General features: G+C 44.6%; 20 protein-coding genes. 17 read left to right on the forward strand and 3 right to left on the reverse strand.

Annotated elements, in window-relative coordinates; all coding sequences use genetic code 11:
* Positions 1–87: 87 nt before the first annotated feature.
* The gene (locus tag A8709_RS14660; RefSeq protein WP_065853109.1) at positions 88–6672 is read right to left on the reverse strand and encodes an Ig-like domain-containing protein; all 6585 of its coding nucleotides are present in this window, start codon (positions 6670–6672) and stop codon (positions 88–90) included.
* Between the two features lie 315 nt (positions 6673–6987).
* On the opposite strand from A8709_RS14660, the gene A8709_RS14665 reads away from it, so the two are divergent.
* From A8709_RS14665 to A8709_RS14695, 7 genes are all read left to right on the forward strand, one after another.
* On the forward strand, positions 6988–8652 hold the full coding sequence (locus A8709_RS14665; RefSeq protein WP_065853110.1) for a GspE/PulE family protein: 1665 nt from the start codon (positions 6988–6990) through the stop codon (positions 8650–8652).
* Between the two features lie 20 nt (positions 8653–8672).
* On the forward strand, positions 8673–9725 hold the full coding sequence (locus A8709_RS14670) for a type IV pilus twitching motility protein PilT (RefSeq protein ID WP_065853111.1): 1053 nt from the start codon (positions 8673–8675) through the stop codon (positions 9723–9725).
* Positions 9725–10933, forward strand: a complete 1209-nt coding sequence (locus A8709_RS14675) for a type II secretion system F family protein (protein WP_065853112.1) — start codon at positions 9725–9727, stop codon at positions 10931–10933. Before A8709_RS14670 ends, A8709_RS14675 begins: the two co-directional genes overlap by 1 nt.
* A 24-nt stretch (positions 10934–10957) precedes the next feature.
* A complete protein-coding gene (locus tag A8709_RS14680; protein WP_065853113.1) occupies positions 10958–11428 on the forward strand; it encodes a type II secretion system protein in 471 nt (156 codons plus the stop codon).
* 70 nt (positions 11429–11498) lie between these two features.
* Positions 11499–12257, forward strand: a complete 759-nt coding sequence (locus tag A8709_RS14685) for a prepilin peptidase (RefSeq protein WP_065853114.1) — start codon at positions 11499–11501, stop codon at positions 12255–12257.
* A 15-nt stretch (positions 12258–12272) separates the two neighbouring features.
* On the forward strand, positions 12273–13880 hold the full coding sequence (gene pilM / locus A8709_RS14690) for a pilus assembly protein PilM (RefSeq protein ID WP_065853115.1): 1608 nt from the start codon (positions 12273–12275) through the stop codon (positions 13878–13880).
* A complete protein-coding gene (locus A8709_RS14695; protein WP_065853116.1) occupies positions 13864–14466 on the forward strand; it encodes a hypothetical protein in 603 nt (200 codons plus the stop codon). Before pilM ends, A8709_RS14695 begins: the two co-directional genes overlap by 17 nt.
* Positions 14467–14546: 80 nt before the next feature.
* Here A8709_RS14695 and A8709_RS14700 read toward each other — a convergent pair whose 3' ends face one another.
* The gene (locus A8709_RS14700; RefSeq protein WP_065853117.1) at positions 14547–15140 is read right to left on the reverse strand and encodes a nitroreductase family protein; all 594 of its coding nucleotides are present in this window, start codon (positions 15138–15140) and stop codon (positions 14547–14549) included.
* Between the two features lie 88 nt (positions 15141–15228).
* Here A8709_RS14700 and A8709_RS14705 point away from each other — a divergent pair, with 88 nt between their 5' ends.
* From A8709_RS14705 to A8709_RS14745, 9 genes are all read left to right on the forward strand, one after another.
* Positions 15229–15513, forward strand: a complete 285-nt coding sequence (locus A8709_RS14705; RefSeq protein WP_084224943.1) for a hypothetical protein — start codon at positions 15229–15231, stop codon at positions 15511–15513.
* A 59-nt stretch (positions 15514–15572) separates the two neighbouring features.
* Positions 15573–17861, forward strand: a complete 2289-nt coding sequence (locus A8709_RS14710) for a DEAD/DEAH box helicase (RefSeq protein ID WP_065853118.1) — start codon at positions 15573–15575, stop codon at positions 17859–17861.
* Complete coding sequence (locus A8709_RS14715) at positions 17858–19558, forward strand: ribonuclease H-like domain-containing protein (RefSeq protein WP_065853119.1); 1701 nt, start codon at positions 17858–17860, stop codon at positions 19556–19558. Before A8709_RS14710 ends, A8709_RS14715 begins: the two co-directional genes overlap by 4 nt.
* A gap of 101 nt (positions 19559–19659) precedes the next feature.
* Complete coding sequence (locus tag A8709_RS14720) at positions 19660–20463, forward strand: Fpg/Nei family DNA glycosylase (RefSeq protein WP_065853120.1); 804 nt, start codon at positions 19660–19662, stop codon at positions 20461–20463.
* A 15-nt stretch (positions 20464–20478) separates the two neighbouring features.
* Entirely contained in the window at positions 20479–21339 is an 861-nt protein-coding gene (locus tag A8709_RS14725) for a deoxyribonuclease IV (protein WP_065853121.1), read from the forward strand.
* The gene (locus A8709_RS14730) at positions 21317–21670 is read left to right on the forward strand and encodes a cyclic-phosphate processing receiver domain-containing protein (RefSeq protein ID WP_065853122.1); all 354 of its coding nucleotides are present in this window, start codon (positions 21317–21319) and stop codon (positions 21668–21670) included. The genes A8709_RS14725 and A8709_RS14730 overlap by 23 nt, the downstream gene beginning before the upstream one ends.
* 19 nt (positions 21671–21689) lie before the next feature.
* Complete coding sequence (locus tag A8709_RS14735; protein ID WP_065853123.1) at positions 21690–22463, forward strand: ABC transporter ATP-binding protein; 774 nt, start codon at positions 21690–21692, stop codon at positions 22461–22463.
* 50 nt (positions 22464–22513) lie between these two features.
* On the forward strand, positions 22514–23551 hold the full coding sequence (locus A8709_RS14740; RefSeq protein ID WP_065853124.1) for an SAM-dependent methyltransferase: 1038 nt from the start codon (positions 22514–22516) through the stop codon (positions 23549–23551).
* 89 nt (positions 23552–23640) lie between these two features.
* Positions 23641–25281, forward strand: a complete 1641-nt coding sequence (locus tag A8709_RS14745) for a serine/threonine protein kinase (protein WP_065853125.1) — start codon at positions 23641–23643, stop codon at positions 25279–25281.
* On the opposite strand, the gene A8709_RS14750 is transcribed toward A8709_RS14745, so the two are convergent.
* A complete protein-coding gene (locus A8709_RS14750) occupies positions 25265–25747 on the reverse strand; it encodes a TspO/MBR family protein (RefSeq protein ID WP_065853126.1) in 483 nt (160 codons plus the stop codon). The two genes, A8709_RS14745 and A8709_RS14750, sit on opposite strands and share 17 nt — an antisense overlap.
* Positions 25748–25880: 133 nt before the next feature.
* Between A8709_RS14750 and A8709_RS14755 the strand changes: the two genes are divergently transcribed.
* Complete coding sequence (locus tag A8709_RS14755; protein WP_065853127.1) at positions 25881–26393, forward strand: acyl-CoA thioesterase; 513 nt, start codon at positions 25881–25883, stop codon at positions 26391–26393.
* Positions 26394–26395: the final 2 nt, after the last annotated feature.

Raw genomic sequence — 26395 nt, forward strand, 5'->3', positions numbered from 1 at the left:
TATTTTAAATTTATTAAGCCGTTGTATTAAAATAATTAGAGGGTGTCCCTTGCCATGTTCATGGCTTTTGGGACACCCTCTTCTTTGTTAATATTTGTTTTGATATTTTTTCTTTTCAACAACAATGATTTGAACGGAATCGTTGAGCGTAGAGCCATCTGCATTGGTGATTGTGACTGTGACTATGCTAGTTCCAACTCTAACTGCCGTCACCAACCCATCTGAAACGGTTATAGACGGATCTGATGCTGACCACTGAAGTTGATTTCGTATCTCATCTTTGAGGGATGATGGAACGATCGTCATAGGTGTCCAGAGATTTACTGAATTCTCGCTTGGGTTGGTGGAATCTACAATGAGTGTAATTGGGCCATCGGGTAGGGACACATGTGTAATTATTTGATTGACGGTGATCGTTTTCGAAGCCGATTTCCCGCCAACAACCACTGTGACGATCACTTTCCCTTGATTCTGACCAGTTAACGTAACCTGACTTGTTGTTTTTTGATTCAACTGAGCTACGTCCGTTTCGTTGCCATCCTCGGATAGAATTGTCCATTTAAAGCCGTCATGTGCCGCATCTTGACGCGAAATCACGGCAGTTAAATCTAAAGGATCTCCTACATTAATGGTGTCTGATTTTCCGTCGATCGCGACACTACGAACGGGATTTGTAACGTTAATTGTAAAGGTGGATGTGTAAGATTTATCTTTGTTTGTTAGAACAGTAAGCTTACCGGTCACAACTCCGACCCGTTTGCCTTCGAAAACACGTGCGTAGTCATCGGTTGAATAAGATACCGCGTTGCTTGGATCAGTGATCGACCAGGTTATGGACTTCACAGTTTGATTCGTAGATACAAAGGCAGCTTTTATTTCTAACGTATCACCAACTAACAGAGAGGAAGACCCCGAAACCCCAAGATTGCCATCAAGCGTGGTTAGCTGCACGCCTGGTTGTATGACCGTGATCACACCAGTTGCCGATACAGCTGGATACGTTTTTGAAACAATCGTGATTGTAGATGTACCTATTTTTTTCGCTTCAATCTGCCCGTTTTGATCAACCGTTACAATTGAAGTGTCACTGGATGACCAGTTAAAACCACCTAGATCTAAATTGGAAGGATTGATAATCGGTTGTAAATCTGCTGATTCATTAATATCTAATTCACTGTTCGGTAAGCTCAATGTGTACACGGTGAATGAAGTTGACGCGGTGTAGATATTGTTTTTATCTGTCTTGAGTGTAATCGTGGCGGTTACGATGCCTGGAGAACTGCCTGTAATAATTCCACGATAGGAATCTCCTTCAACTATATTAGTAAGTGTTACTTTATCGTTTTCACCCGTACTCCACTTAATACTTTCTGAAAGTATTGTTTCATTCACCGTATCTAACTTCCCTATCAATGTCATTTCGCTGCCAACTCTTAGAAGGTTGGAATGGTTGTCAATTGTCACTACAGGTTGCATAACTTTAATTGATGTTGTTGCCGTAATGTCCGTAGTATCCATGGATTTTGCTGTGATGGTTACTTCTCCAGCCGCCACGCCATAGACATTGCCCCTCTGATCAACTGTTGCAATAGCAGGGTTGGAAGAACTCCAGTTTAATTGCTGATTCGTTGCATGTAGAGGTGAAATAGATGGAACTATTGTGTAAGTTTCTTTAACGCGAATTGTAGTTCCGGACAATGAAATCGATTTGATAAGTATGGGCTTCACTGTAACAGAGAAGGTCCCTGTATACGTATTACCTTTATCAGTCGTAATCATTACAGTACCGATCACGTTGCCAGGTGTTACCCCAGTGAGAACCCGTTTGTCTTCACCATTATAAGCGAAGCTTGCCTTATCCTGCGCATCAGGACGCCAAGTGATAGATGAAATCTGCTCGTTCACCGTATTGAGTGAAACAGCCAAAGTGATTTGATCTTCCACGATTACACTCGTTGGTCCGCTTACTGTGATCGTTGGCTGCATGACTGTAATTTTGACGGAACCCGTGCGGTTTGATCCGTCCGTAGAGGTTGCCGTGATTGTAACTTCACCAACGGCCACCCCATGGACATTGCCGTTCTGATCAACCGTCGCGATAGCAGGGTTGGAGGAACTCCAACTTAAGTTCTGGTAAGTAGCGTTTAAAGGCATTATATTGGTCGCAACCGCTGAAGTTTCACCAAGACGAATCGTAGAGGAGCCAGTCAAAGTGATCGATTGAATGAGAATAGGTTTTACTAAGACTGAGAAATTTCCCGTATACGTATTCCCTTTATCAGTGACAATCGTTACTGTACCTATTACAGTGCCAGGTTTGACTCCTGTGAGAATGCGTTTGTCATCGCCATTTGTAACGAAACTCGCTTTATCTTGCGCATCAGGACGCCATGTAATCGATGAAATCTGCTCGTTCACCGTATTGAGTGAAACAGCTAATGTAATTTGATCTTCTACGATTACACTCGTTGGTCCGCTTACGGTAATCGTTGGCTGCATGACCGTGAATTTTGCACTGCTTTTGCTGTTAGTACCATCCGTGGCCGTTGCAGTGATCGTAGCATCACCGGTGGCGACACCGCGTACATTCCCGCTCTGATCAACAGTTGCGATAGCTGTGTTGGATGAAGTCCAATTCAAAATTTTATTGCTAGCGTTAGCAGGTAAAATTGAAGAATTAGAAGCATACGTTTCTCCAATTCGAATTGTGGCAGGGGAAAGCGTAACTGATGTAATGAGAACTGGCTTAACGGCAACGGTGAAATTCCCCGTATATACATTCCCTTTATTCGTTGTTATCGTCACAATACCCGTGACAGTTCCAGTCTGAACACCTGTTAGCACTCGTTTATTATCACCATCTGTGGCAAAACTAGCTTTATCCTGTGCGTCTGGTCGCCAAGTGATGGTAGAAATGTCTTCATTAACCGTGGTCAGCGAAGCTTCCAAAGTGATCTTGTCACCAATGAATACGCTGTTTGGGCCACTGACCGTCATGCTTGGCTGCATGACCGTAATCGTTGCACTTCCTACTCGATTAGATCCATCCGTTGATCTCACAGTTACTTGAGTTGTTCCAACAGCTTTCCCTGTGATCGTTCCATTCGCATCAACGGATACAAGGTCTGTTCGGTCTGAACTCCAAGCAAAACTCGGATAATCGGCATTGAGTGGTAAATAGCTTGGTGTTAATGGTGTCGTTTCGCCAACGCGAATGGTTTTATTTCCGATAGCTACAGAAGTGACTGGGATGAAGACGGAAACCGTATAATCCTTGGTATAGGTTCTGCCTTTATCGGTTACCACGGTTGCAGTTATCGTGACTGAGCCTTTGTGATGACCGTCTAAAACACCAATGAACGCATTGTTACTGCTAGATGCAATACTTGCTGTACTGGCGTCAGAAGAGCTCCATCGGACAGATGTCACGTTCTCATTGACGGTTACGAGGGCTGCCGTTAAATTGATCGAAGCATCCACGGCGACCTGAGTAGGTCCTGTAATATTTAAGCCTGGCTGAATGACTGAGACAACAGATGTGGCTACAAGTCCGCTGCCATCCTTCGCGGTGGCTGTGATCTTGGCTGTTCCTGCCGCGAGTCCATTAATTTCGCCGCTGGCATTAACCGAAACGATGGAAGATGCGTCTGAAGACCATGTAAAATCTTCATTTTTTTTGTAAGTGGCAGTTATCGGTAAAATTTTAGGGATCAACTTCGTCGTGTCCCCTCTAGCGATCGTAAGATCATCTAACGATAAGCTAGTTATCTTAATAAAGGCTGTAAATACTTTGTTGGAGAACAGAACATTTTGACTGTTGGAAGATGCAAAATCATTATAAGTTAGGTTCGCATTGGATAAAGAGAAGTCCCCGCTGCTTTTCGGTTTAACAACAATTGTAAACGTAGTGGGATCTCCTACAAATTGGTTGCCTTCCTTCCGGTAAGGGATACTCGTGATATCACCCTCTAATGTAAAACCTGTTGCAAGCGTACCTGAAGGCTTTAAATTAGTTGGATAGGAGACTAGCTCTAGATTAGCTGGAAAGACTTCCTTGAAATGAATACCGCTAATCGTCAAATCACTTATATTCGTCGCTGCACTGTACGTTTTGGCAGTTGGCTTGATTGCATAGTTGACGGTAACCGGATCGTTGACTTCAATTTTATCCGTTGAGATTGTGCGGTCTGGCGTCAGGCTGGTAGATGTAATAACTTTTACTATAACTTCTTTGGTTTCAAGAGCACCAGCAGCATCTCGCGTGGAAACAGAAATCGTTAGATCTCCACCGCTTGCGGAAAGCGGATTAGTAAAGGATTTATTAATCGTTTCGCCTTTATTGGATTCAAAATTACTAAGTACTGTTACGGCTTGATTGGTTCCTTGGCTGTCTTTGTATTTGAAAATAATGGATGAAGTTACTTTCTTATCATTTAAATCCAAGTCGTTAGGTTTGAAGCTGACCGATATATCACTGTTTGCAGAAATATAGTTTTTGGACGTCGTATCAAAAGCAACAGGGGAAAGGATATCTACCGTTGGCTTATGATTAGATCCAATAAATGCGCGATACATGGTGTTAACAAATAGCTTTTGTTCCCAATCCGGGAAAGTACTGTTCACTGAGGTGTTCACGAAATTATGTCCAGTACCTGAGTAGGTTACGTTTCCTTTGGAATATGTGTAGTAATGGTTCCAGCTATCTTCGATATCACGTGGACTTCCATTAATATTGTACCAAGGAATGACATCTGCATCATTCAGGTTAAGTCTGAAATACTGATCATGCGTTGTTGCAACTTGCGGTGTCATTTCACTAATGAAGAAGGGGAATTCAGTGAGAAGCCCTTCGTTTACTTTGACCGTCGATGTTGAAGTGTTGGGAGCGTTAAGACCCATATTCGTCATCGGTCCAATTTGACCAGTGGCTGCTTGGAAATTAGTAATCCAGGTCTGATTCCCTTGGTAAACGGTATCATGCGTGAACATGACGCCTTGACCAGTTGCGATAAAGGATTTAACTGCAGCTGCTGCGGTTGCCGAGATATCGCCAGTTTGGTTGTATGAATCATTAAAACCAAAAATGACCATGTCGTATTTACCATTAAGCGTACTGTAATCCGTTGAGTTGAATTTATTAAAATCAGTCACGGTAATATTAATTTGATAATCGTCGGAGTGTAAATAATTTTGCTTAAGATTAGATTCCAATTTCAAACTACTTGTTAGATTAGATGATTGTGAGTTGGGCAAAACCTGCAAGACATTTATCTGTGGTGCTTGATCTTGGTAATGGAACACACCAAAGGTAGCATCCTTCAATTTGCCGGTGCTGGTTTGATCAACGAGTTCGAGGCGCCAGTAGTACAAACCAGAGTAGCCTTTCGGTAGGACAAAACTGATCGTATTGTTCGTCAGACTAGTCACTGCAACAGATTGTACCAATTTCGTGGCGTCAAATTTCAAAACACTGTCAGTCCCCAGGTAGAGATTTGCAACAAGATTACGTTGAGCTAGATTACGTATATTCGAGACATTAAACGTGTAAGACAGCGTATCGCCAGCTTTATAACTAGCGCTTCGGTTCGCACTTAAGGTGTAATCCAAAGGTTTGTTCGTCACATTTAACTGCGGTCTAACATTGGCGCTCGTGAGCAGATTTGTTTTGGTTAGAAAGGCGCTTAGAGAGCCAATGTCAGTATTGTTTACGAAAATAACATTGCTTTGAGGAGTAGTCGTATTATAAGGGTTAAATAACGCGAACAGATTACCGGATTTACGTGTCCATGTACCATTATTTAAATAACCCTGATAAAGCGCTCCGCGATTCGTAGAAGAATCACTATATACAATTACGGGTAGACCTTTTGTAATATATTTGTCTGTAAGTTCAGTTGCTTTGAGAGGTGTTATATCGTTCTCTTCATATCTTGTGTTGTGATTGTTCCCTGTCTCAGAGGTCGGATTGAATAAGCTTTTACCAAAATAAATGGCATCATATTTCCCATCCAGCTCGTCGCGAAGTGCGACAAACTTTTTGATACTCATCGTTTCGATTTGCAAATTGGTGTTCGATCCTAATGTAGTTGCAAGATCGGAAACGATGGAGGTTGCACTGCCGTTTGCTTCTAGATCCTTGATTTCCAGAATCTTGATCGGCTTTGTTAGATCAAAGTAGGTAAGCTTAAACTGAGATGCGTTAGATGATGTAACATTTGGAGTAATTCCATCGCTGCTGCTGCTCGGCACAGAAAGATAATTGAAGGATACAGATTTCAGTGAAATCGTGCCATTCGTGTTCACAATCTGTGTGAATTTCTCCGTATTCCCTACTGTCGAGGAATCGGCTTTTAAAGAAGAGTTCGCACTAGAGCCTACGCTAACGTATTTACCATTGGATCGAGATTTCAAAGCTACATTCCCATCACCCTGATCAATCAAATCGAATAACTCGCTGAACCAAGGGCTAGTTGTACTTGCCTTCACTTTCGAGCTGTCACTCGAATCTGGAGACAAGTATTTGTTATTCGATGCTTGTAAAGCAACGGTGACCGAATCGCCTGTAGCAGCGTGAGCGGTGTGAGACATTGGACCTGCAATAAGGCTTAAAATGGAAGCGAGTAATGTAAAGAATAGAATGAGACTTATTTTTTTATGTATAGTCGGCAACATCGGTTCCCCTCCTTCTAAATGGTGTGAAGTAGTTCTATATGAGACTATTTTACTACTTTTACAATCAAAAAATATACACTTTGTGTACATAATTATGAAAAATATTATGAAAAACAATATAAAATAATCGTAAATACCTATTTACTTGTCATTTTTCGGGAAGGAATTCACAGAAATTACGAGAACATATATACAAGAACGTATCCTAATGTTGTATAATGGGATTTATTATCGCATTTTTAGGTATATAGTCCTATATAGTTTTAGGATTGAAAGATCAAATACCTCGTCAAACAGGGATGGAGTGGAATAGGCATGGCGCTGATTAAGAAGAGATTAGGAGACTTGTTAGTCGAGAGCGGAATTATTGCGGAGGCTCAACTCCAAGAGGCGCTTCAAGAGCAGCGGAAAACGAAACAAAAGCTTGGCGATTTACTAATCACACAAGGCTACATTACAGAGCAGCAGTTGATTGAGGTCCTCGAATTCCAACTGGGAATCCCGCATGTGAGTTTGTTCAAATACCAGATTGATCCTGAAATCACGAAGATCATTCCAGAGAGCATGGCTAGACGCTACCAAGCGATCCCCCTTCATAAAGAAGGCGGTAAGCTGATGGTTGCGATGGCTGACCCACTTGATTATTTTGCTATCGAAGAAATGCGTATGAGTACGGGTTACCGAATTGAACCAGCGATTACGAGCAGGGATGAGTTACAGCGTGCTATAGCGCGTCATTATGGGCTTCAGGATTCGATGAGCCAAATGATGACAGACATGCCTACCACTGAGGATATTAAAGAAACGGAAATTACGGATGAAGATTCGCCGATCGTGCGACTCGTGAATCAGATGATTCAGCAGGCCGTCCAATTGAAGGTTTCTGATATTCATGTGGATCCAGGTGAAACCAATCTGGTCATTCGGTACCGAATTGATGGACATCTAAGAACGGAAAGGCTTATTCCGAAGCAAATGCAAGGCTTTATCACAGCAAGGCTGAAAATTATGGCCAAGCTGAACATTGCTGAACGAAGGTTACCGCAGGATGGTCGTATCAAAATGCAGGTGGACTTTAAACATATTGATATTCGGGTTTCATCCTTACCAACCATCCACGGAGAGAAAATTGTACTTCGATTGCTTGATCTGTCAACAGGTGTTAAGCCAATTGATCAATTAGGCTTCGGTGAACATAACATGGGTATTTTCCGTGAAATGATTGAACAACCTTATGGCATTTTGCTAATCACTGGACCGACAGGTAGTGGTAAAACAACCACGCTTTATTCTGCACTCAGCCACTTGAATCGTGAAAATGCCAATATCATTACCGTTGAAGACCCTGTGGAGTATCAATTGCCGGGGATCAATCAAGTGCATGTTAACCCAACGATTGGACTTAGCTTCGCAGCTGGGCTACGCTCCATCCTCCGTCAAGATCCGAATATCGTCATGGTTGGAGAGATTCGAGATGCGGAAACAGCGGAAATTGCGATTCGTGCCTCGTTAACGGGACATTTGGTTCTTTCAACCCTACATACGAATGACTCCGTTAGTACGATTACGCGGTTCCGAGACATGGGTATTGAGCCTTATCTGATTGCTTCCTCACTGATCGGCGTCGTTGCGCAGCGGCTTGTTCGCAGGATTTGTCCAGAGTGCAAAGTAGCGTATACACCATCAGATCAAGAAGTTATTTTTATGAAAAATAAAGGGATCCATGCAGAAAAACTGCACAAGGGTGCAGGCTGCGGGAACTGTAATCGTACCGGGTATCGAGGACGTTTTGCTATCCATGAAATCCTGGGAATCAACGAGGGTCTCCGTCAATTGATAAGCGATAAAGCGACTGTCCAGGAGATGAGAGCAGTAGCATTAGAACATGGATTGATCCAATTAATGGATGATGGCATTGACAAGGTCAAACAAGGCTTTACGACGTTGCAAGAAGTGATTCGTGAAACCGTCGCTTACTAATGAGAAGGGAGGTGGCAAACATGTCGCAATCGTTAGATCGCATTGTAGACCTATTGAGGCAAGCACATGAGTCGAAGGCATCAGATTTACATCTGTCTGTGGGTTCCCCGCCTGTTTTACGAGTACATGGGACTTTACAACTGGTTGGTGATGAGGCTTTAACTACAGAGGATACACGTGGTATGGCGGAAGCTTTACTAAGCTCAGCGCAAGTTGAACGATTTCAAGAAGCGGGTGAGATAGACTTTTCCTATGAATTGGAAGGTTGCTCGAGGTATCGGATTAATGCCTATCGACAAAGAGGGCGTGTGAGTGTTGCGATTCGTACGATTCCTACAGCGATTCCATCTCTAGAACAATTACAACTGCCGCCGATCATTTCTACCTTAGCATTGAAGCCGCAAGGTTTAGTCTTAGTGACAGGACCGACAGGAAGTGGTAAATCGTCCACGTTAGCAGCCATGATTAATTACATTAATCGCAAAGAAAAGAAACATATTGTCACACTAGAAGATCCCATTGAGTTTCTACATACGCATGCCTCTTCCATCATTGATCAAAGGGAAGTGGGTAGTGACACGAAGTCGTTCTCGAATGGTTTGCGCGCAGCACTTCGTCAAGATCCAGATGTCATTCTGGTAGGTGAAATGCGGGATCTCGAAACGATTTCAGCCGCAGTGACGGCCGCAGAAACTGGCCATTTAGTATTTGCGACGCTACATACGACAGATGCTCCACAGACGATTGATCGGATTATTGACGCGTTTCCAGCACATCAGCAAGGTCAAATTCGGGTGCAATTAGCGGCAGTTCTTGTTGCAGTTATTTCCCAACGATTATTTCCTAAGCCAGATGGGCAAGGCCGCTCATGTGCAACGGAAATTATGATTAATACGCCAGCGGTTGGCAACTTGATCCGATCGGAGAAAATCCATCAAATCAAGAGCGTCATGCAAACAGGCCGGAGTCAGGGCATGCACACATTGGACATGTCCATCAAAGAGCAGATGCAGCAGGGGCTTATAGATCCGATCGCAGCGAGAGCTTATCTTGCTGAAGGTGGTGTCTTGTAATGTCTGAATTTATGTATGAGGTCAGGGGCAGTAGTGGTAAGCAGTTGAAGGGTAAAATATCCGCTTCAGATAAGCCGACTGCCGTTGATGAGCTTCGCAAAAAAGGGTATATCGTCCTTTCTGTGAAGGAAGAGCAATTCAAGGCGTTAAAAACGGAGATTTACATCGGGAATCCAGTCAAAACGATTCATTTTATCGTCTATTGCCGCCAATTTGCTACGTTGATCAGAGCGGGTGTGAACATTGTAGAGGCAACTAGTATCTTGGCGGCTCAAACGGAAAGTAAAGCATTGAAAAAATCTTTGACAGAAGTTGCGTCAAGTATTTCGAAGGGGATTTCATTCTCACAGTCGATCTCGGAGCATAAACGGATCTTCCCTCCGATGTTTATTAACATGGTGCGAGCGGGGGAAGAGACAGGGGACTTGGAAGGGACGCTGGATCGCTTAGCGCGTTTTTTCGAAAAAGAGCATGTGACACGCGAGAAGATCAAGTCGGCCATGACCTATCCGGCGACTGTTGGGGGACTTTCGATTGTAGCCGTTATTTATCTCTTAAAGTCGGTTGTACCGCAGTTCGTGAGTACATTCGAATCCTTGCATGCGGAGCTACCTTTGATCACGCGGATTGTCTTAGGGCTAAGTAATAGTATTCAGCATCAATGGGTCTCGTGGTTACTTGCGATCGCAGCAATTGTTGTCGTGTATCAGGTTGCAAAGCGAAATGAAAAAGGCGCATATGCGCTAGATTATCTAAAGCTGAAAATACCGGTTTTCGGTAAGCTGAAGCAAAAAGGGTCCGTAGCCCTGATGACGCGAACACTTTCATCGCTTTACGCGAGTGCTGTGCCTGTTCTACAGTCACTGGCCATCGTGGAAGAAGTGGTCGGGAATAAGGTGATTGGTGGATTTATTCGAAAATCGGCTGAATCTCTTCGGCAAGGCAATCCGTTGTCCGAGCCATTAAAGCAAGCTTGGGTGTTTCCACCGTTGGTTACACAGATGATTGCGATTGGCGAAGAAACAGGCTCCTTGGATCAAATGCTAGAGAAAATCGCCGATTTCTACGAAATGGACGTCGAGAACACGGTGGATCGCTTGAAATCGCTGCTGGAGCCGTTACTGCTCGTTGTTTTATCAGGAGTAGTTGGTGGGATTGTTGCGGCGATTATGCTGCCGATGTTCAGTATGTATTCCAATTTGAGTTAAATAAACTACATGGAGGTAGAACGTATGTTAATTAAAATGATGAACCGTTTGAAGAAGGAAGAGAAAGGTTTTACATTGATTGAGTTATTGGCGGTTATTGTTATTTTGGCGGTAATTGCGGCGATTGCGGTTCCTTATATTTTGGGGGTAATTGATAAGTCGAAAAAAGATGCTGATGTGGCACTTTTCCATCAAGTGTATGAAGCCTCAAGATTATACATAACTTCAGAAGTGGAAGGCTCAGTTCCGCTTAAAGTAAATATTAAATCGAAATTAGTTGCGAGTCATTATTTGGATTCAAATATTGTTTTGCCAAGTACTAAAGATGTGATAACCGCAGGGAAATTAGATTATGACACTGATGGTCAATTAGTTGACGTTGTCATTTCAACTTCAACTAAATCATTTAAAATGGATGCTGCAGGTGTAATTGCATCTAAAGGTACAATTGTTGATGTTACTGGAACTGCAGCGGCGTATCCAACAGAAAACTAACATTTTCTTAAAAAAGGAATCGGTTCATTCCGATTCCTTTTTTAAAATCAAACGAAAGCGACCCCACCACATGACGATTCTAATCTCATTATATATCTTCATCCTTGGTCTTGTTCTAGGTTCGTTCTTCAACGTAGTTGCACTGCGAGTGCCTGCGAAGCAGTCCATCGTTCGCCCGCCTTCGGCATGCCCGTCATGCCAGACTCAGTTGAAAATAAGGGATCTGATCCCTGTGTTCAGCTATCTTTTAAGCAGAGGATCTTGCCGTTATTGCAAGTCAAAGGTTTCCATTTTATATCCAATTGGAGAACTGGTAACGGGGTTGTTATTTCTCTGGGTGTATGTGCACGAGGGGATCACAGGAGAGGCACTTGTGGGACTCGTCTTGGTTAGTTTATTAGTTATTATTACGATTTCGGATTTGACGGTGATGCGTATTCCGAATCAAGTTTTGATGTTTTTCTTTCCCGTTTTTGTCGTATTACGGCTCGTGTTTCCCGGTGGTCAGGCCTGGTGGAGTTATGTGCTTGGCGCTGTGATTGGATGCGGGATTGTCGTGATGATTTCATTACTAACGCGCGGTGGTATGGGAATGGGAGATGCCAAGCTCCTGTTAGTTTGCGGCTTTGTCGTAGGCCTGACACCTATCCTTGTGGCTTTCGTTTTAGCATGTCTGATCGGTAGTCTGGTTGGTGGACTGCTGCTGCTGTTAAACATCATTAAGAGAAAACAGCCGGTTCCATTCGGCCCCTATTTGGCTGTGGGCATCCTTATTTCTTATGGATATGGATCGGATCTTATAGAGGCTTACCTCAAATTAATCGGATAGCAGGATGTGATGGGAATGTTCGGTCTAGGTAGCAAAAGAATCGGGATAACGATCGATCAAACGGGTATCCGATATGTAACTGTGAAGAAGAAAAAGACATGGGAGATCGGTTCAAACGGTTTTTTGCCCATCCCGCCAAGAATAATTATTGAAGATCAAATCATGAACGCGGAGTCATTAAGTCTGCAGGTTAAGCAATGGGTCAAAACTGAGAAGCTTCGAGGTGCAACGGCAACAATCGCGATCCCGACTTCTCAAATTATTATCCGCAAAATGCGTATCCCCAGCATTAAGGCTTCCGAGCTTGCGCAGCTTGTGGAGTTGGAAGTAGAGACCGCGCTGCGTTTGCCTTTCGAGGATCCAGTTTATGATTTTATCAAAGTTGGACATGACGACGAGAGTACGCAGGTGTTGGTTTTCGCGGCGCCTAAGAAGTTGATTCAAAGTTATGTGAGCATTTTTGAAGATGCGGGAATCCATGTGAAGGCTGCTGAAATTTCAGCAACGGCCCTTGCGAGAGCAATAGCTGCGCAGCAGGAAGAGTTTTTTCAAGAATCGATGTTAATTTCTTTAGATAAAAATTCACTTGAAGTGTATATGTTGCAAAATGGGAATCCCATCTTCATGCGAACGATAACGCTTGTTGAACATGATGTAAGTGTGAATGAGGGACTGACTTCTGATCAGATTGGTGAAATCATCGCTGAAATCTCAAGAATGTTGAGTTTCTATCAATATAGTATTCAAGAAGGTGCAAGTCGCATATCCCACATTATTGTAACGGGAGTGGATGAGGCACGCTTTCAGCTACATAGCGAATTGCAGCAAGGGCTAACTGAATTGCATGTGGAGATGGTGGATTTCGATGTGTTCACCAAAGGACGTTCGCAGGATTTTAATGCCAATGCCTTCCGTGTTGCTGTTGGTGTTGCCATGTTTACGAATCGAAATGCACAGATCAATTTGCAGCCGCATCGGAAAACAGAAACCAAAATTAAACTGTTTGTTCTTTTGATTTTTGTTGTCGCCTGGGTTGCTTGTATGGGTATTAGTGGAAAGACATATTTGGATAACCGGAATGAAATCGCGCAAAACACAGCGAAACTCACTCAGTACCAAACGGAGAAAAACGTACTTGAAGCTAAATTGACCGTGAAACCTGAGACGTCCACGGATCCTGCTAATTTCATTGCTGTCACGAAAGCCGCACGTAAGGACGTCGTTGCGCTTGTGAATGAGATGATGAAGCCATTGCCTGTGGATGCGCATATCACAACGATGGCTTATGCAGCTGATGCTCAGATATCAATGACGGTTCTATTCGCCAACATGGAGGATTCTGCGCGTTATTTGTTTGATTTAAGGAAGCTTTCATTCGGAGCCAATACCTTACTACAGTCCATAACAGAGTCGACAAACGGAGGAACAGCGAGTAAAGGTACCCCGGTTAGTAACAACTCAAACGTTCTACCAGATGAAGGGAATACAAATGTATCAGGTACGAAGCAATACACCGTGAATTATACAATTTCGTTGAAAAAGGATGCTCCCAAAGATGCAACGGCTAAATCAGCATCAGGAGATGTGAAAGGAGCTGCAACGTCAGATGTCCAACAAAAATAATCAGCAAACATGGTTGTTATTTGGCGCAGCACTTCTTTTTTTAGGTCTTTTTGCCTTCTATTATTGGGTGCAAATTCCTTCCTCAACAAAGGTGAAAGCGCAAGAGAGTGAACTAAGTTTACTAGGTAAACAAAATCAGCTGCTATCTCAAAAAGTGAGTGAAAAACAGAAAACTAATGCGGGTCCTTCGTTGAAAGAAGTGCAAGCTGCACTTCCATTGTGGGATAATACGGAGCAATTAACACTAGATTTAAACAAGATTAGAAAAGATCAGAACGTATCCTTTAGCTCGATTGCCTACTCCGTTAGTGATAAATCTACACAGTCTGCTGATACAACGAAAAAAAGCACATTTCCAAATGTTCGTGAAGTGAAGGTAACAACCACACTTAGCGGCACGTTCAAAGAAGTGACGGCTGCGATTACACAATTGCAGGATTTACCTAGGCTGATCAATGTGGATGCGGTCAATTATGGGAATCTACCGAAAGAAACGACTCGGAAAATAACCGTGAATTTGACGTTTACTGCTTATTTTGACCCCTCGTATAAAGCCAAAGTTGATAAAGTGGAGACTCCTTATTAAAAGGAGAAAAAGAGAAAGAACACCTCAAAACACTTGATTTCAAGTGCTGACGTGTTCTTTTTTGCCTAGAAAAGTGATCTTTATTCGAATTGACCAGCGTAAATAAACTCGTTAACTTCGCGTCTGCCTGATGGAACTTCGCGTTCTTGCAAGGCTTCTGGAAGTGCCTCAGCAGGTCCACGGTAACCAATCGCAATAACTGCATGAAGTTCATAATCAGCAGGGATGTTAAGCGCTTCACGTGCTTGATCACGTTCAAATCCACCCATTGCGTGTGTAATAAGCCCTTGATTGTTGGCTTCTAGAGCTAAGTAACCCCAAGCTGCTCCAGTGTCAAAAGCGTGGCTAGGATTATTTGTCCCTTTAGGTGTTTTGGTGTTGGAGATGACAAGTGTAAGAACGGGCGCTTTCTCGCACCATATTCGATTAAGCGGCATGATGAACGAATGAAATTTAGCCAATTGCTCAGGGGTGCGAGCGACAATGAAACGCCAAGGTTGATTATTGCTGCCGGATGGTGCCCATCTAGCTGCTTCAAATAAGCTCAGAAGAACGTCTTCAGCGACTTCCTGATCGGAAAAGGAACGAGGGGACCAACGCTCTAGGAACTGTGGGTTAATTTCGTGCTCGGGTTGGCGGTGCGTTTCAATTTCAGCTGGTAAGGATGTTGTCATAAGTAATTCCTCCTTTAATGTATTCACATCCTAATTTTACCTGATTACGAGACAGTTTACGAATTTATCAATCTTGAGTTTGACTTGTATGGGTTTACCGCAATATGGCAAAGCTAGAAGTTATGAAATGATAGACCAAGAAGAGGTGCGAGAAGCCGTGAATTTCACTAGTCATGATGTCATTATCATCGAAAGAGCTTTAAGAACCGCCATGAAGGTTGACAGAGAAGAGCATCGTACAAGGGATTATCAAGAAGTTCTGTTTAAAATGCAAGAAAGTGCCAACCAAGCTTTATCGGTAACGGCGCTCATTGCAAGCGAAGGTCATGATGGCATTCGTTACGATTATGATGATTCTGCCGATTTAATGTAGACACACGAACGTATATTCGTTAAAATGAAAGAAACATAATGGGTAAGGAGATTCAGTTTATGAATCCTTTCACAGGCAAGGTTTCTTCCATGATAGAGATGATTGATGGGCTGCGGCAAACGCCAGAAATTATGGCGCAAGTAACCTATTGGCACACGATACCCCCACGTGATCCGAAGCTGGCAGTTTTTCCAGACGGACTACATGAGGGTATTCGTGCTGCACTTGAACATAAACATATCGGACAATTATATACGCACCAAGCAGAATCTTTTCGTCAAGTAACGGCAGGACATCATGTGGTTACAGTAACGCCTACGGCTTCTGGTAAGACGTTATGCTATAACCTTCCTGTGTTGCAAAAGATTTTGGAGAACGATGCTTCGCGGGCACTGTATTTGTTTCCTACGAAAGCCTTGGCTCAGGATCAAGTCGCCGAACTGCAGGAAATGGTTGAATTCATGGATGTGGACATTAAGACACATACCTATGACGGAGATACGCCGCCTACCGTTCGCCAGGCGATTCGAAATGCAGGGCATATCGTGGTTACAAATCCGGATATGCTTCATTCCGCGATTCTGCCTCATCACACCAAATGGGTGAAGTTGTTTGAGAATTTGAACTACATTGTCATAGATGAAGTGCATTCCTATCGCGGCGTTTTTGGCAGTCATGTGGCGAATGTGATTCGGAGATTAAAGCGCATTTGTCGCTTCTACGGTTCGAATCCACAGTTTATTTGTGCATCGGCGACGATTGATAATCCGAAAGAGCATGCGGAACGCTTGATTGGTGAAACCGTAAAGCTGATTGATAATAATGGTGCGCCTGCGGGTGAGAAGCACTTCGTGTTCTATAACCCACCTGTGGTTAATCAACAACTGGGGATTCGTAAAAGCTCCGTCTTGGAGACGCGTAAGCTAGCAGGAACGCTGCTGCGGAGCGGGATCCAGACGATTGTATTTGCACGGAGCCGCGTGCGTGTGGAGATCTTGCTGACCTACCTGCAGGAGCTCGTGAGCCACGAGCTGGGCAGCAAGTCGATCCGCGGCTATCGCGGCGGGTATCTCCCGAAGCTGCGCAGGGAGATCGAGAGAGGCTTACGCAGCGGGGAAATCCGCGGCGTAGTGAGCACGAACGCGCTAGAGCTGGGCATCGACATCGGCCAGCTGCAAGCGTGCGTGCTTAATGGCTATCCGGGCACGATAGCCAGCACTTGGCAGCAGTCCGGACGTGCCGGACGGCGGCAGGAGACATCGCTGACGATTCTCGTCGCGAGCAGCAATCCACTGGATCAATATTTGATCCAGAATCCGCGGTATTTCTTCGAGCGTCCGCCAGAGCAGGCTCGGATTCACCCTGACAACCTGATTATTCTCGTTGATCATGTGAAGTGCGCGGCGTATGAGCTTCCCTTCGAAGCGAATGAGAAGTTCGGTGAGGAATCGCTCACCGATGTTCTGGAGTATTTAACAGAGGAGCAAGTGCTGCACCAAGTCAATGATCGTTGGTATTGGATGGAGCAATCCTTTCCAGCTCATAATATCTCGTTACGATCTGCGGCTCAGGAGAATTTTGTCATTATCGATATGACCAATGGGCATCGAGTGATCGGGGAGTGCGATCGTTTTAGTGCTCCGACATTGATACACGAAGAAGCTATTTATATACATGAAGGTATTCAATTCCAAGTGGAAAAGTTGGATTACGAAGAGAAGAAAGCGTTCGTGCGACAAGTAAATGTGGATTACTTTACGGATGCAAGTATGGCTGTACAGCTGAAGGTCCTGTATGTGAATCGAGAAGGGCGCGTTGGCGGTTTGTTACGTCAACTAGGAGAGGTCACGGTGAATGCGCAGCCGACGATATTTAAGAAAATTCGTTTGCGTACGCATGAGAATATCGGTTCAGGGCCGATTCGTTTGCCTGAGGAAGAGCTGCACACGAGCTCTTATTGGTTTACGTTCGACGAGGCGATGTCGGCAGGGCGTTCAGCGAATGACATGCAGCATGCGCTGCTTGGCATTGCGAACGTGCTGGCGCATTTGGCGCCGCTGTATTTGATGTGCGACCCGATGGATATTCGGGTCGTGCCGCAGGTGAAGGCAGTGCATAGCAAGCTGCCGACGGTGTTTTTCTACGACCGCTATCCTGGCGGCGTAGGTCTTAGTGATCGGCTGTACGAGGTTCACGGACAGCTGATGGATCAGGCGCGCAGCCTGATTAAGAGCTGCGGCTGCATCAGCGGCTGCCCGGCCTGTGTGGGGCCGATCGAAGAGGTCGGCCTGCTGGGCAAGAAGCTCGCGCTAGAGCTGCTCGCAGAGCTGGAAGGCGGTGCCCGATGAGCGGGCTCCGTGAAAGGCTCGGCCGCCTGCGGGGACCTGCGGCGGCTGGGGGTACACCGCCGCCCCCGCCGGAGGCAGGGGGCGAGTGGGCGCAGCTCGGCGCCCATATTACGACGAGCCCGGCGGGCTCGTTCGTTATGCGGCGCCGTGTGTACGGCGCGGACAGCGCGCACGGCAAGTATCGGCTGCGTGAGCTAGCCGATGTTGCGCCGCAGCTGTCCAGCTTTCACGAGCAGGACGCCGTCGTCCGGCACGAAGAGCTGCTCTTCTTCGATACCGAGACAACCGGACTCGGCGTCGGCGCAGGCAATGTTCCGTTCATGGTCGGCATCGGCTATTACACCGGCGAGCTGTTCACCGTTGAACAGCTCATGATTCGCAACCCAGCAGAGGAGCATGCGATGCTGGTGTACCTGCAAGAGCTACTTGGACGATATACACATATCGTCTCGTATAATGGCCGAACGTTCGACTGGCCGATTTTGAAGAATCGTTTCGTCCTGAATCGGCTTAAGCTAGATGACTCCGAATTGCTTCAACTTGATCTACTATATCCGTCTAGGAGTCTGTGGCGAAATACACTGCCTTCTTGCCGATTGAGCAAGGTAGAAGAGAGCCGACTGGGCTTTGAGCGCGTAGACGATGTACCAGGGTCTATGGCGCCCGCCTTATACTTTCAATATTTAGCGGAGAAAGATCCTGCGGTTCTTGCAGGTGTATTTATTCATAATGAGCACGATATCGTAACGTTGGCGGCGTTAACGATACACTTTGGTAAGTTATTGCAGCCAGAGATGGAAACGTTTCTAGAGCGAGAACTTGAACCTGATCTAGAGACTAGCCTTGATTGTGGCCATGTATGTGATATTGATTCTGATATTGATTCTGAGTTTGATTCTGATTTTTGTCATGTATCATATCTTGATTCAGATTTTGACCATGATTCTGTTCATGACCTCAATCCCTATCACATCTCTAATTTCAAGTCTGACAGCGATGTCATCACGCCAGACCTCAACCTCGACCCGGAAGAACTCTTCCGCACGGGTCTTTGGCTCGAGAAAATGGCACGTGCAGCTAAGGCGGAGCGTTATTTCAATGTTTTATATGGAAAATTAATGTCAAAAGTAGTGACCTTGCTGCCAGCTCAGCGAGAAACTGCCTTACTTCAATTAGCTGGCTATTACAAGAAATATAATCGTTACGATCGTGCTACGCTGCTCTGGAAACAAGCGATTTTACTTAAACCTTCAAGTATTTCCCTTCAACTGGAACCGTATTTGGAACTTGCGATGTACTACGAGCACAAGGAGAAGGATTTAGATCAGGCTGTATTTTACGCGGAAGAAGCGTGGGCTAGGCTATGGCGACGACGTGCACTGCATCGGGGTGACCGGAAAATTAATGAGTTGGAGGAAGCTTGGGAGAAGCGGATGGCTCGGTTGAAAGAGAAAATACGGAAGCAAAAGTTAAGTGGGAGTGAATCACATGCTAAGAGACCCGCATCTCGCTCATTATCTCACGCTAGGTCATCTTACGAAGCTCATCCAACTTCTCAAGCTTCTTCTAGCACTTCTCAATCTATACCTTCGTCTACTTCTGATGCCATCTCTTTCTCTGGTTCTTCTACAGCAGCTCGATCCAAACGTAACAAAAAAACAGTCAAGCCCGTTTACGTCAGTGAAGGCTTAATTTAATCGTTCATTTTTTCGCATATCACTTATTTCGTAGGGGCATTGTGTTTACACGAACCGCCATTTGGTTATACAAGGTAAAAAAATGGCAAGGAGCGGTTGATGTGCCTGAGCTTCCCGAAATGGAAACCTATCGTCAGCAGTTGTCGAGATTGATACAAGGCGTACCGATTACGGGAACAGACGTTACACGTCCGAAATCATTGAATATTGCGCCAGATGCTTTCGCAAACAAGCTTACAGGTAATCGGTTTGTGCGGTTGGAGCGAAGAGCGAAACATTTACTTTTCCATTTGGCTACAGGTGAAGTACTCGTCCTTCACCTGATGCTTGGTGGTTGGATGTTTTATGGAACAGAAGAAGAGAGACCGGATCGAACGGTCCAATTTGAAATTCATTTTGGCGATAAGAAGCTATATTTCATTGGATTACGTTTAGGATATTTACACATACATTCGCTACACGAGGTTGATCTTCTTCTCCGTAAGCTGGGCCCAGAGCCACTTGGATTGAACCTGCTCCAGTTTCAAAATGTGCTCCGCAAGAAAAAGAGGAATCTCAAAGTCTCCCTTGTTGATCAAAGTTTTCTTTCTGGTATAGGGAATTGTTACTCCGACGAAATCTGTTTTGAAGCCGGTATCCTTCCTATGAGGTCGATGACTTCACTTTCCGAAACAGAGAAAATCCAGCTCTTTCAGTCAATGCAGGCACTGCTCCGTGAGGCGATCCAAGTAGGAGGCTACATGGAGGAACCTATATTCACAGGAGATCAGTTAACTGGGCAATATAATCCGAGATGCCGCGTTTATGATCGCAAAGATGAGCCTTGTTTGCGTTGTGGACTTCCTATTATTCAAATTGAGATATCAAGTCGTAAGTGCTTTTATTGTGCCCATTGTCAAAAGTGAAAGGTCGGATGGAACATGTTTATCGGTGCCCATGTAAGTACAAGAGGGGGCTATGTCAACGCAGCCAAAACGGCCCTGTCAATGGGAGCGAACGCCTTTCAATATTTTCCGATGAATCCTCGAAGCCTCGCGACGAAAGTGGTCAACCCAAAAGATACAAGCGCTTGCGCACAATTATGTAAGGAGAATGGCATTCTTTCCATTGGACATGCCCCTTATGCGTTGAATCCTGCCGTGGATGAAACGGAACGTGAGTTGATGGTGAACCTGCTGAAAAATGGCTTGGACATTACAAATGCCTGCGGTTCGATTGGACTTGTGGTGCATTTTGGCAAATATACAGGAATAGAACCATTACAAGGTTACAAAAATATAATACAATGTTTGAATAGCGCTACGGCGAGTTATACGGGAGCTTCTTTGATTTTGCTCGAAAATCAAGCTGGAGAAGGATCTCAACTAGGACTAACGATGGAAGAAATGGTACAGGTTCGTAAATTATGCGAAAGGCCGGATAAGATCGGCTTTTGTTTGGATACCTGTCACGCATTTGCAAGTCGTCTGTGGCAAGGGTCAGACTGGTTTGAATTAGAGACCAGGGGGGCGCAACTAGACTATTTGCCCCATTTGAAGGCCGTGCATCTGAATGATTCCGTGCATCCTTTGGGATCACGCCGCGATCGGCATGCTAATATAGGTGCTGGCCATATCACCTTAGCCCAATTTCAAGAACTGCTGGCTTCCCCCTTTTTGCAGGACATTCCGATCGTTCTTGAGACGGGAACGGGGACGGATGGCACACATCGGGAAGAGATTAGACTCGTCAATTCGCTGCTGGAAAGGAAATGTGAGGATGATTCATGTATACTTAGATGATTCGCGTCCTTGTCCACAAGGATTCGTCTTAGCCAAAGATGCCAAAGAATGCATCACGTTACTCGAAGAATGTGAGGTTGACATTTTATCTCTAGATCATGATTTGGGCTGGATGTCGAAGCAGACGGGGATGGATGTTGTCATTTGGTTGATTCAGCATCGCAAATTTCCTAGAACAATTTATATTCATACTTCAAGCCCTTCTGCTTGCACGCAGATGTATCAAATGCTTGGTACCGTTAAGCCTGATCGTATGGGGCTATTTGCACATCGGATGCCAGAGGAAGTATTATTAGGCGTCGCACAAGGAACATATCCAAGTAAACCGTAATGTGAAAGGAAATGAACTTATGATCCATTTATCTGGTATACATTTTATACGTGGGGAACGCCATATTTTAAAAGATGTGAATGTACATATCGAATCCGGTGAACACTGGGTATTGCTGGGACGTAATGGCTCAGGTAAAACAACACTGCTAGAGCTGATGAATGCCTATGAATTTCCAAGCCGAGGGACAGTTGATGTCCTAGGTAATCGCTATGGCCAGTGTGATGTTCGTGAAGTTCGCAAGCAAATCGGCTACATTTCACAATCGCTTTTTGAAAAATTGAGCTTAATTGACCCAGTTCTCGAGGTAGTAGCTACGGGTGAATATGCCTATCTCCGCTTTTATCAAGAGATCCCGCAGGAAGTGAAGGATCGGGCACTCGAGATGCTGAAGCGTGTTCGCATTCCACATCTTGCTGATCAGCCATTAGGCAGTCTTTCCCAAGGAGAACGCAAAAAAGTCATGCTTGCCAGGTCATTAATGAGTAATCCATCGATTCTAATTATGGACGAGCCTGCAGCAGGACTTGATTTATATGAGCGCGAGCGGTTTTTAGCGGATGTTAACGACCTAAGTAAACAAGATGTAACGGTTGTATATGTCACACATCACATTGAAGAAATTATTCCTCTATTTACGCATGTTGCGATTATCGAGCAAGGTGAGTTAATTGCTGCTGGACGCAAGGAAGATGTGTTAACACCAGCCAATATTCGTCAAGCTTTCGGAATTGATATTACCTTAGAATGGTTCCAAGATCGTCCGTGGATCAAAGTTATTGAGGATAAATAGATCAAATGCAGTAAGTGTATAAGAATGTAAATGACCTAAAGGATGCGGCTATGACACAATTAACGACCTATATTGGGACCTCAAATCATGGGTTCGCGCAATATGCGCAAGATGAACTGCGCAAGTTATTTCCACAAACCAAATTCACGTTACTGGTGCCAACAGAAGTTTTTTATTTCCAAGTTCCAAATGAAGGTACTGAAGTGATATCGACGATTCAAGAAAATGAGCCCATCTTCTTGCGACATGTTCAGCCTGTCCATCAAGAATGGGATCTTAGCCGCACGGATGCAGACATTGCGCACTTAGCGTCGTGGCTGCGTGAAGCCTATGCTTCTGGTTTATTTAATTACGGAGAGAAAATTGCAACACAAATTCGCAAAGAAGAGCGGGCCGATGTGCCTTATGCGCCATTTTCGATTAAAGCTGCGCTGGATGAAATTCTCGTGGCGGAATGTGGTGCAGAACCGGTCGTTAGATACGCGGATCATATCATTTCGGTGTATATCAGTGCGAAAAAGCTGTACATCGGTATATCGAAACCACAGGACAACTTGTCAGATTGGTCTGGCGGCGCCATTCGTTTCATGAAAGAAGAGGACCAAATCTCACGAGCGAAATTTAAGCTTTTGGAAGCAGAGCAGCGTTTCGGAATCGATTTTAGTATTGCTCGCAAAGCAATTGATATTGGAGCTGCGCCTGGCGGATGGACGTCTTTGCTCTTGGAGCGAGGTTTGAAAGTAACGGCGATTGATCCCGCTGCGATGAATCCTCGACTACTCGGTAATCCGCTGCTTACATTCCTGAAGAAAAATGCCAGTGATGTGAAGCTTCGTGAAAATGAATTCGATTTACTCGTCTGTGATATGAGCTGGGATCCACGCCAGATGGGGCGGCTTGTCGCTGATCAGCTGTTCGCCTTACAAAGTGGAGGGACTGCGATCATCACGGTGAAACTTATGCATAAGAAACCGTTCCAAACTGTACGCGATATTTTGCGCATATTTGAAGATTCATTGCACCTCTTGAAAGCGAAGCAGTTGTTTCACAATCGAGAAGAACTAACATTGTATCTACAGAAGATATAATTACTGGAAAAATAACTAGATTTTCCAATCTCCCTCCCTTATAATCAAGAGCATTATGGCTTGTGATAAGAGGGGGTTTTTGGATTATTGTGAATCAAACAGTCAAGTGGCAAGATGTAATTGTAGGCGATAGATATCAACTTAAGTCCTTGCTTGGGCAAGGTGGCATGAGTCAGGTTTATCTTGCGGAGGATCAGAAGCTGAAAGGCAAACGTTGGGCAGTGAAAGCCTGCACATGCACGGATTCTGATAAGGCTTCGTTCATGGAGGAAGCTGAAATGCTGGCCAAACTTGGGCATGCGCAACTGCCGCAGTTGGTGGATTATTTTATAAATAATGATGGCATTGGTTATCTAGTTATGGATTATATTGAAGGGCCAACCCTTCAGGATATGTTCGACAAGCAACATTGCGAAATACCGATTGGACAAATTGTACAAATCGCTTTTCAATTACTTGATATTTTCCATTATCTCCATACGTTTCGGCCCCGACCCATTATTTACCGCGATCTCAAACCTTCAAATGTCATGCTCAATGAACACCATCAAGTTCGCTTAATCGATTTCGGCGTCGCAAGACAGTTCAAACAAGGTCAAGCCTCGGATACGATGCAAATGGGGACTATCGGATTTGCTGCACCTGAACAGTATTTGGGACAACAAACAGATGCGCGAACCGATCTATATACACTTGGATCCATGTTGTATTATTTATTGTCCGGCGGTCACTATGCCTATATCTCACAAAAGCCATTAGAGCTTATCAATGAGAAACTCTCAAAACCATTAACGGCCATTATTCATGTATTGCTTCAAGAAGACCCGCAGAACCGTTTTCAATCCGCATTAGAAGTAAAGCTGAGACTACGTTCTTTGTACCCCGAAACATGGACTTCTAAGGGGGAATCGCAGCCTTTGTCATTGACATCCCCCGCCATATCTGACCAATTGATCGTGATTGGTGGATTATTCGCAGGTGTTGGGGCAACTTTTACAGGCATATCCTTAGCACGCATTCTCCATGCCCTCCATATCCCACATGCTTACGTTGAGCAACCGACCATAGAGCCTGATCTATATATGCGGCTATACGGTGAGCGACATGCCCCGAACTCGTACGTGTTTCCATCGGCGCTCGTTCATGACGCCTCCACATCTTCTCCAACTCCATGGAACAACGGTTTCACGACTTGGGTACCGATTCATCCTGATGGATTTCAAGGCACATGGCACGCTTCAGATTCGTTCAAATTGCTGCACATGATCAAAAAGCCGATCGTCCTGTGGGACGTATCGACTCAGTGGGAGCACCCTGCTGTGCAGGAGCTTTGTCATAGCGCAGACGCGATTATCGTGGTGATCGATAGCTTGCCTGGGAAATGTGACCGACCTAGCTCGCGCAGACATTTGCAGTTATTTGAAACGCACCAGCTGCGGGGCAAGAAAGTGCATTATATCGCGAATGGACCAACGCCGACACAGTTTCGAAGAGAATGGCAAGAATCCCTTCCTTCCATGCCTACCTGTACAATGCCTGAAATTCCTAGAGCCAATGTGAAGCAAGCCATAATTAAAGGCGAATGTATCCAGGATCAGCCCTTGATCTTGAAAGCTTTATTTGAGGCTGCTCAACCCATCCTACGTGAAATCCTCCCTGAGATGACCGATAACCCACTTCATCAACATACAAAGAAAACATGGTTTTCTCGGTTTAATAAGCGTGCTTAGCCGTTTTATTTAATTGATAAATGGTCCATGCTAATAAGGTTGCGAAACATGACCACAATAAATAGGGAATTAATAACCATGCTGCTAATTTTGAATAAGGAATTGTCGCATAAATTAACAGGAATGTCGTGAGTGCCACGATGGCAGTGTCAAGGAAAGCTAATTGTAAATTTTTCAACTTGAATTCGAAAAAAGTAAAGGCTTGATTGGCTAAATAGTTGATTAATAAAATCAAGACATAGCTGTTAGTCATCTCTTGGAATCCATCCGTTTTCGTGTAAACGATGGCGACCGACGCAGAAATAAGCGCATATAGGATGGCCCAAGCGATTCCGAACAATTTGGCGGGGGGATTCCAACTTGGTTTTTTCAGAGTGGCGTAATAAGGAAGGTCCGTTGGGAATAGCACGCCGGAGATTGAGAAGAGTGCGTATGTAATCAGGAACACGATGATAAACGTAAACACATGCAAACACCTCCAAATGGTTTGTTAAGCTTGTATTACTATATTACACACGTGGTAGAAGTTATAACCAAATACAGTCAAAAGTGTGGTATGATGAGTCATATTTTGTAAGAGATAAGAGGGGGAAACAGGCATGGAGCCGCGCTATTCTAGAGAATCCAGATGTTTCAAAACATCGCGTATTTTTCCAACAGACGTAAACAATCATAATACACTGTTTGGCGGGAAGCTGATGTCCTATATTGACGACATTGCTTCTATTGCTGCCCATAAACATTGTCGGAGATCGGTTGTGACCGCTTCAACGGATTCTGTTGACTTTTTGTATCCTATTCATACGTCCGATTCTGTTTGTTTAGAGTCTTTCGTTACGTGGACAGGCAAAAGCTCGATGGAAGTTTTCGTCAAGGTCGTTACGGAGGATCTGAAAACAGGCGTTAGAAAAATCGCCGCGACTTCTTTCTTAACATTTGTTGCTCTAGACGAAAATAAGGTGCCTGTGGAAGTACCGGATGTGATCCCGGAGACAGAAGAGGAGAAGAAACTGCATGAATCCGCGCCACAGCGCGCAGAGATGAGGCGTATTCGCCGAGTGGAAAGTAAAAAGCTTGCTAGTTTCTTCACGATGAAATATCCGTGGGAATGAGA

It is taken from the genome of Paenibacillus pectinilyticus, assembly GCF_001700435.1.
Lineage (GTDB): Bacteria > Bacillota > Bacilli > Paenibacillales > NBRC-103111 > Paenibacillus_E > Paenibacillus_E pectinilyticus.

Excerpts from the sequence above, each read along its gene's own strand:
- A8709_RS14660 (WP_065853109.1), bottom strand. The coding sequence starts at position 6,672 with ATGTTGCCGACTATACATAAAAAAATAAGTCTCATTCTATTCTTTACA.
- A8709_RS14665 (WP_065853110.1), top strand. The coding sequence starts at position 6,988 with ATGGCGCTGATTAAGAAGAGATTAGGAGACTTGTTAGTCGAGAGCGGA.
- A8709_RS14670 (WP_065853111.1), top strand. The coding sequence starts at position 8,673 with ATGTCGCAATCGTTAGATCGCATTGTAGACCTATTGAGGCAAGCACAT.
- A8709_RS14675 (WP_065853112.1), top strand. The coding sequence starts at position 9,725 with ATGTCTGAATTTATGTATGAGGTCAGGGGCAGTAGTGGTAAGCAGTTG.
- A8709_RS14680 (WP_065853113.1), top strand. The coding sequence starts at position 10,958 with ATGTTAATTAAAATGATGAACCGTTTGAAGAAGGAAGAGAAAGGTTTT.
- A8709_RS14685 (WP_065853114.1), top strand. The coding sequence starts at position 11,499 with ATGACGATTCTAATCTCATTATATATCTTCATCCTTGGTCTTGTTCTA.
- pilM (WP_065853115.1), top strand. The coding sequence starts at position 12,273 with ATGTTCGGTCTAGGTAGCAAAAGAATCGGGATAACGATCGATCAAACG.
- A8709_RS14695 (WP_065853116.1), top strand. The coding sequence starts at position 13,864 with ATGTCCAACAAAAATAATCAGCAAACATGGTTGTTATTTGGCGCAGCA.
- A8709_RS14700 (WP_065853117.1), bottom strand. The coding sequence starts at position 15,140 with ATGACAACATCCTTACCAGCTGAAATTGAAACGCACCGCCAACCCGAG.
- A8709_RS14705 (WP_084224943.1), top strand. The coding sequence starts at position 15,229 with ATGGGTTTACCGCAATATGGCAAAGCTAGAAGTTATGAAATGATAGAC.
- A8709_RS14710 (WP_065853118.1), top strand. The coding sequence starts at position 15,573 with ATGAATCCTTTCACAGGCAAGGTTTCTTCCATGATAGAGATGATTGAT.
- A8709_RS14715 (WP_065853119.1), top strand. The coding sequence starts at position 17,858 with ATGAGCGGGCTCCGTGAAAGGCTCGGCCGCCTGCGGGGACCTGCGGCG.
- A8709_RS14725 (WP_065853121.1), top strand. The coding sequence starts at position 20,479 with ATGTTTATCGGTGCCCATGTAAGTACAAGAGGGGGCTATGTCAACGCA.
- A8709_RS14730 (WP_065853122.1), top strand. The coding sequence starts at position 21,317 with ATGATTCATGTATACTTAGATGATTCGCGTCCTTGTCCACAAGGATTC.
- A8709_RS14735 (WP_065853123.1), top strand. The coding sequence starts at position 21,690 with ATGATCCATTTATCTGGTATACATTTTATACGTGGGGAACGCCATATT.
- A8709_RS14740 (WP_065853124.1), top strand. The coding sequence starts at position 22,514 with ATGACACAATTAACGACCTATATTGGGACCTCAAATCATGGGTTCGCG.
- A8709_RS14755 (WP_065853127.1), top strand. The coding sequence starts at position 25,881 with ATGGAGCCGCGCTATTCTAGAGAATCCAGATGTTTCAAAACATCGCGT.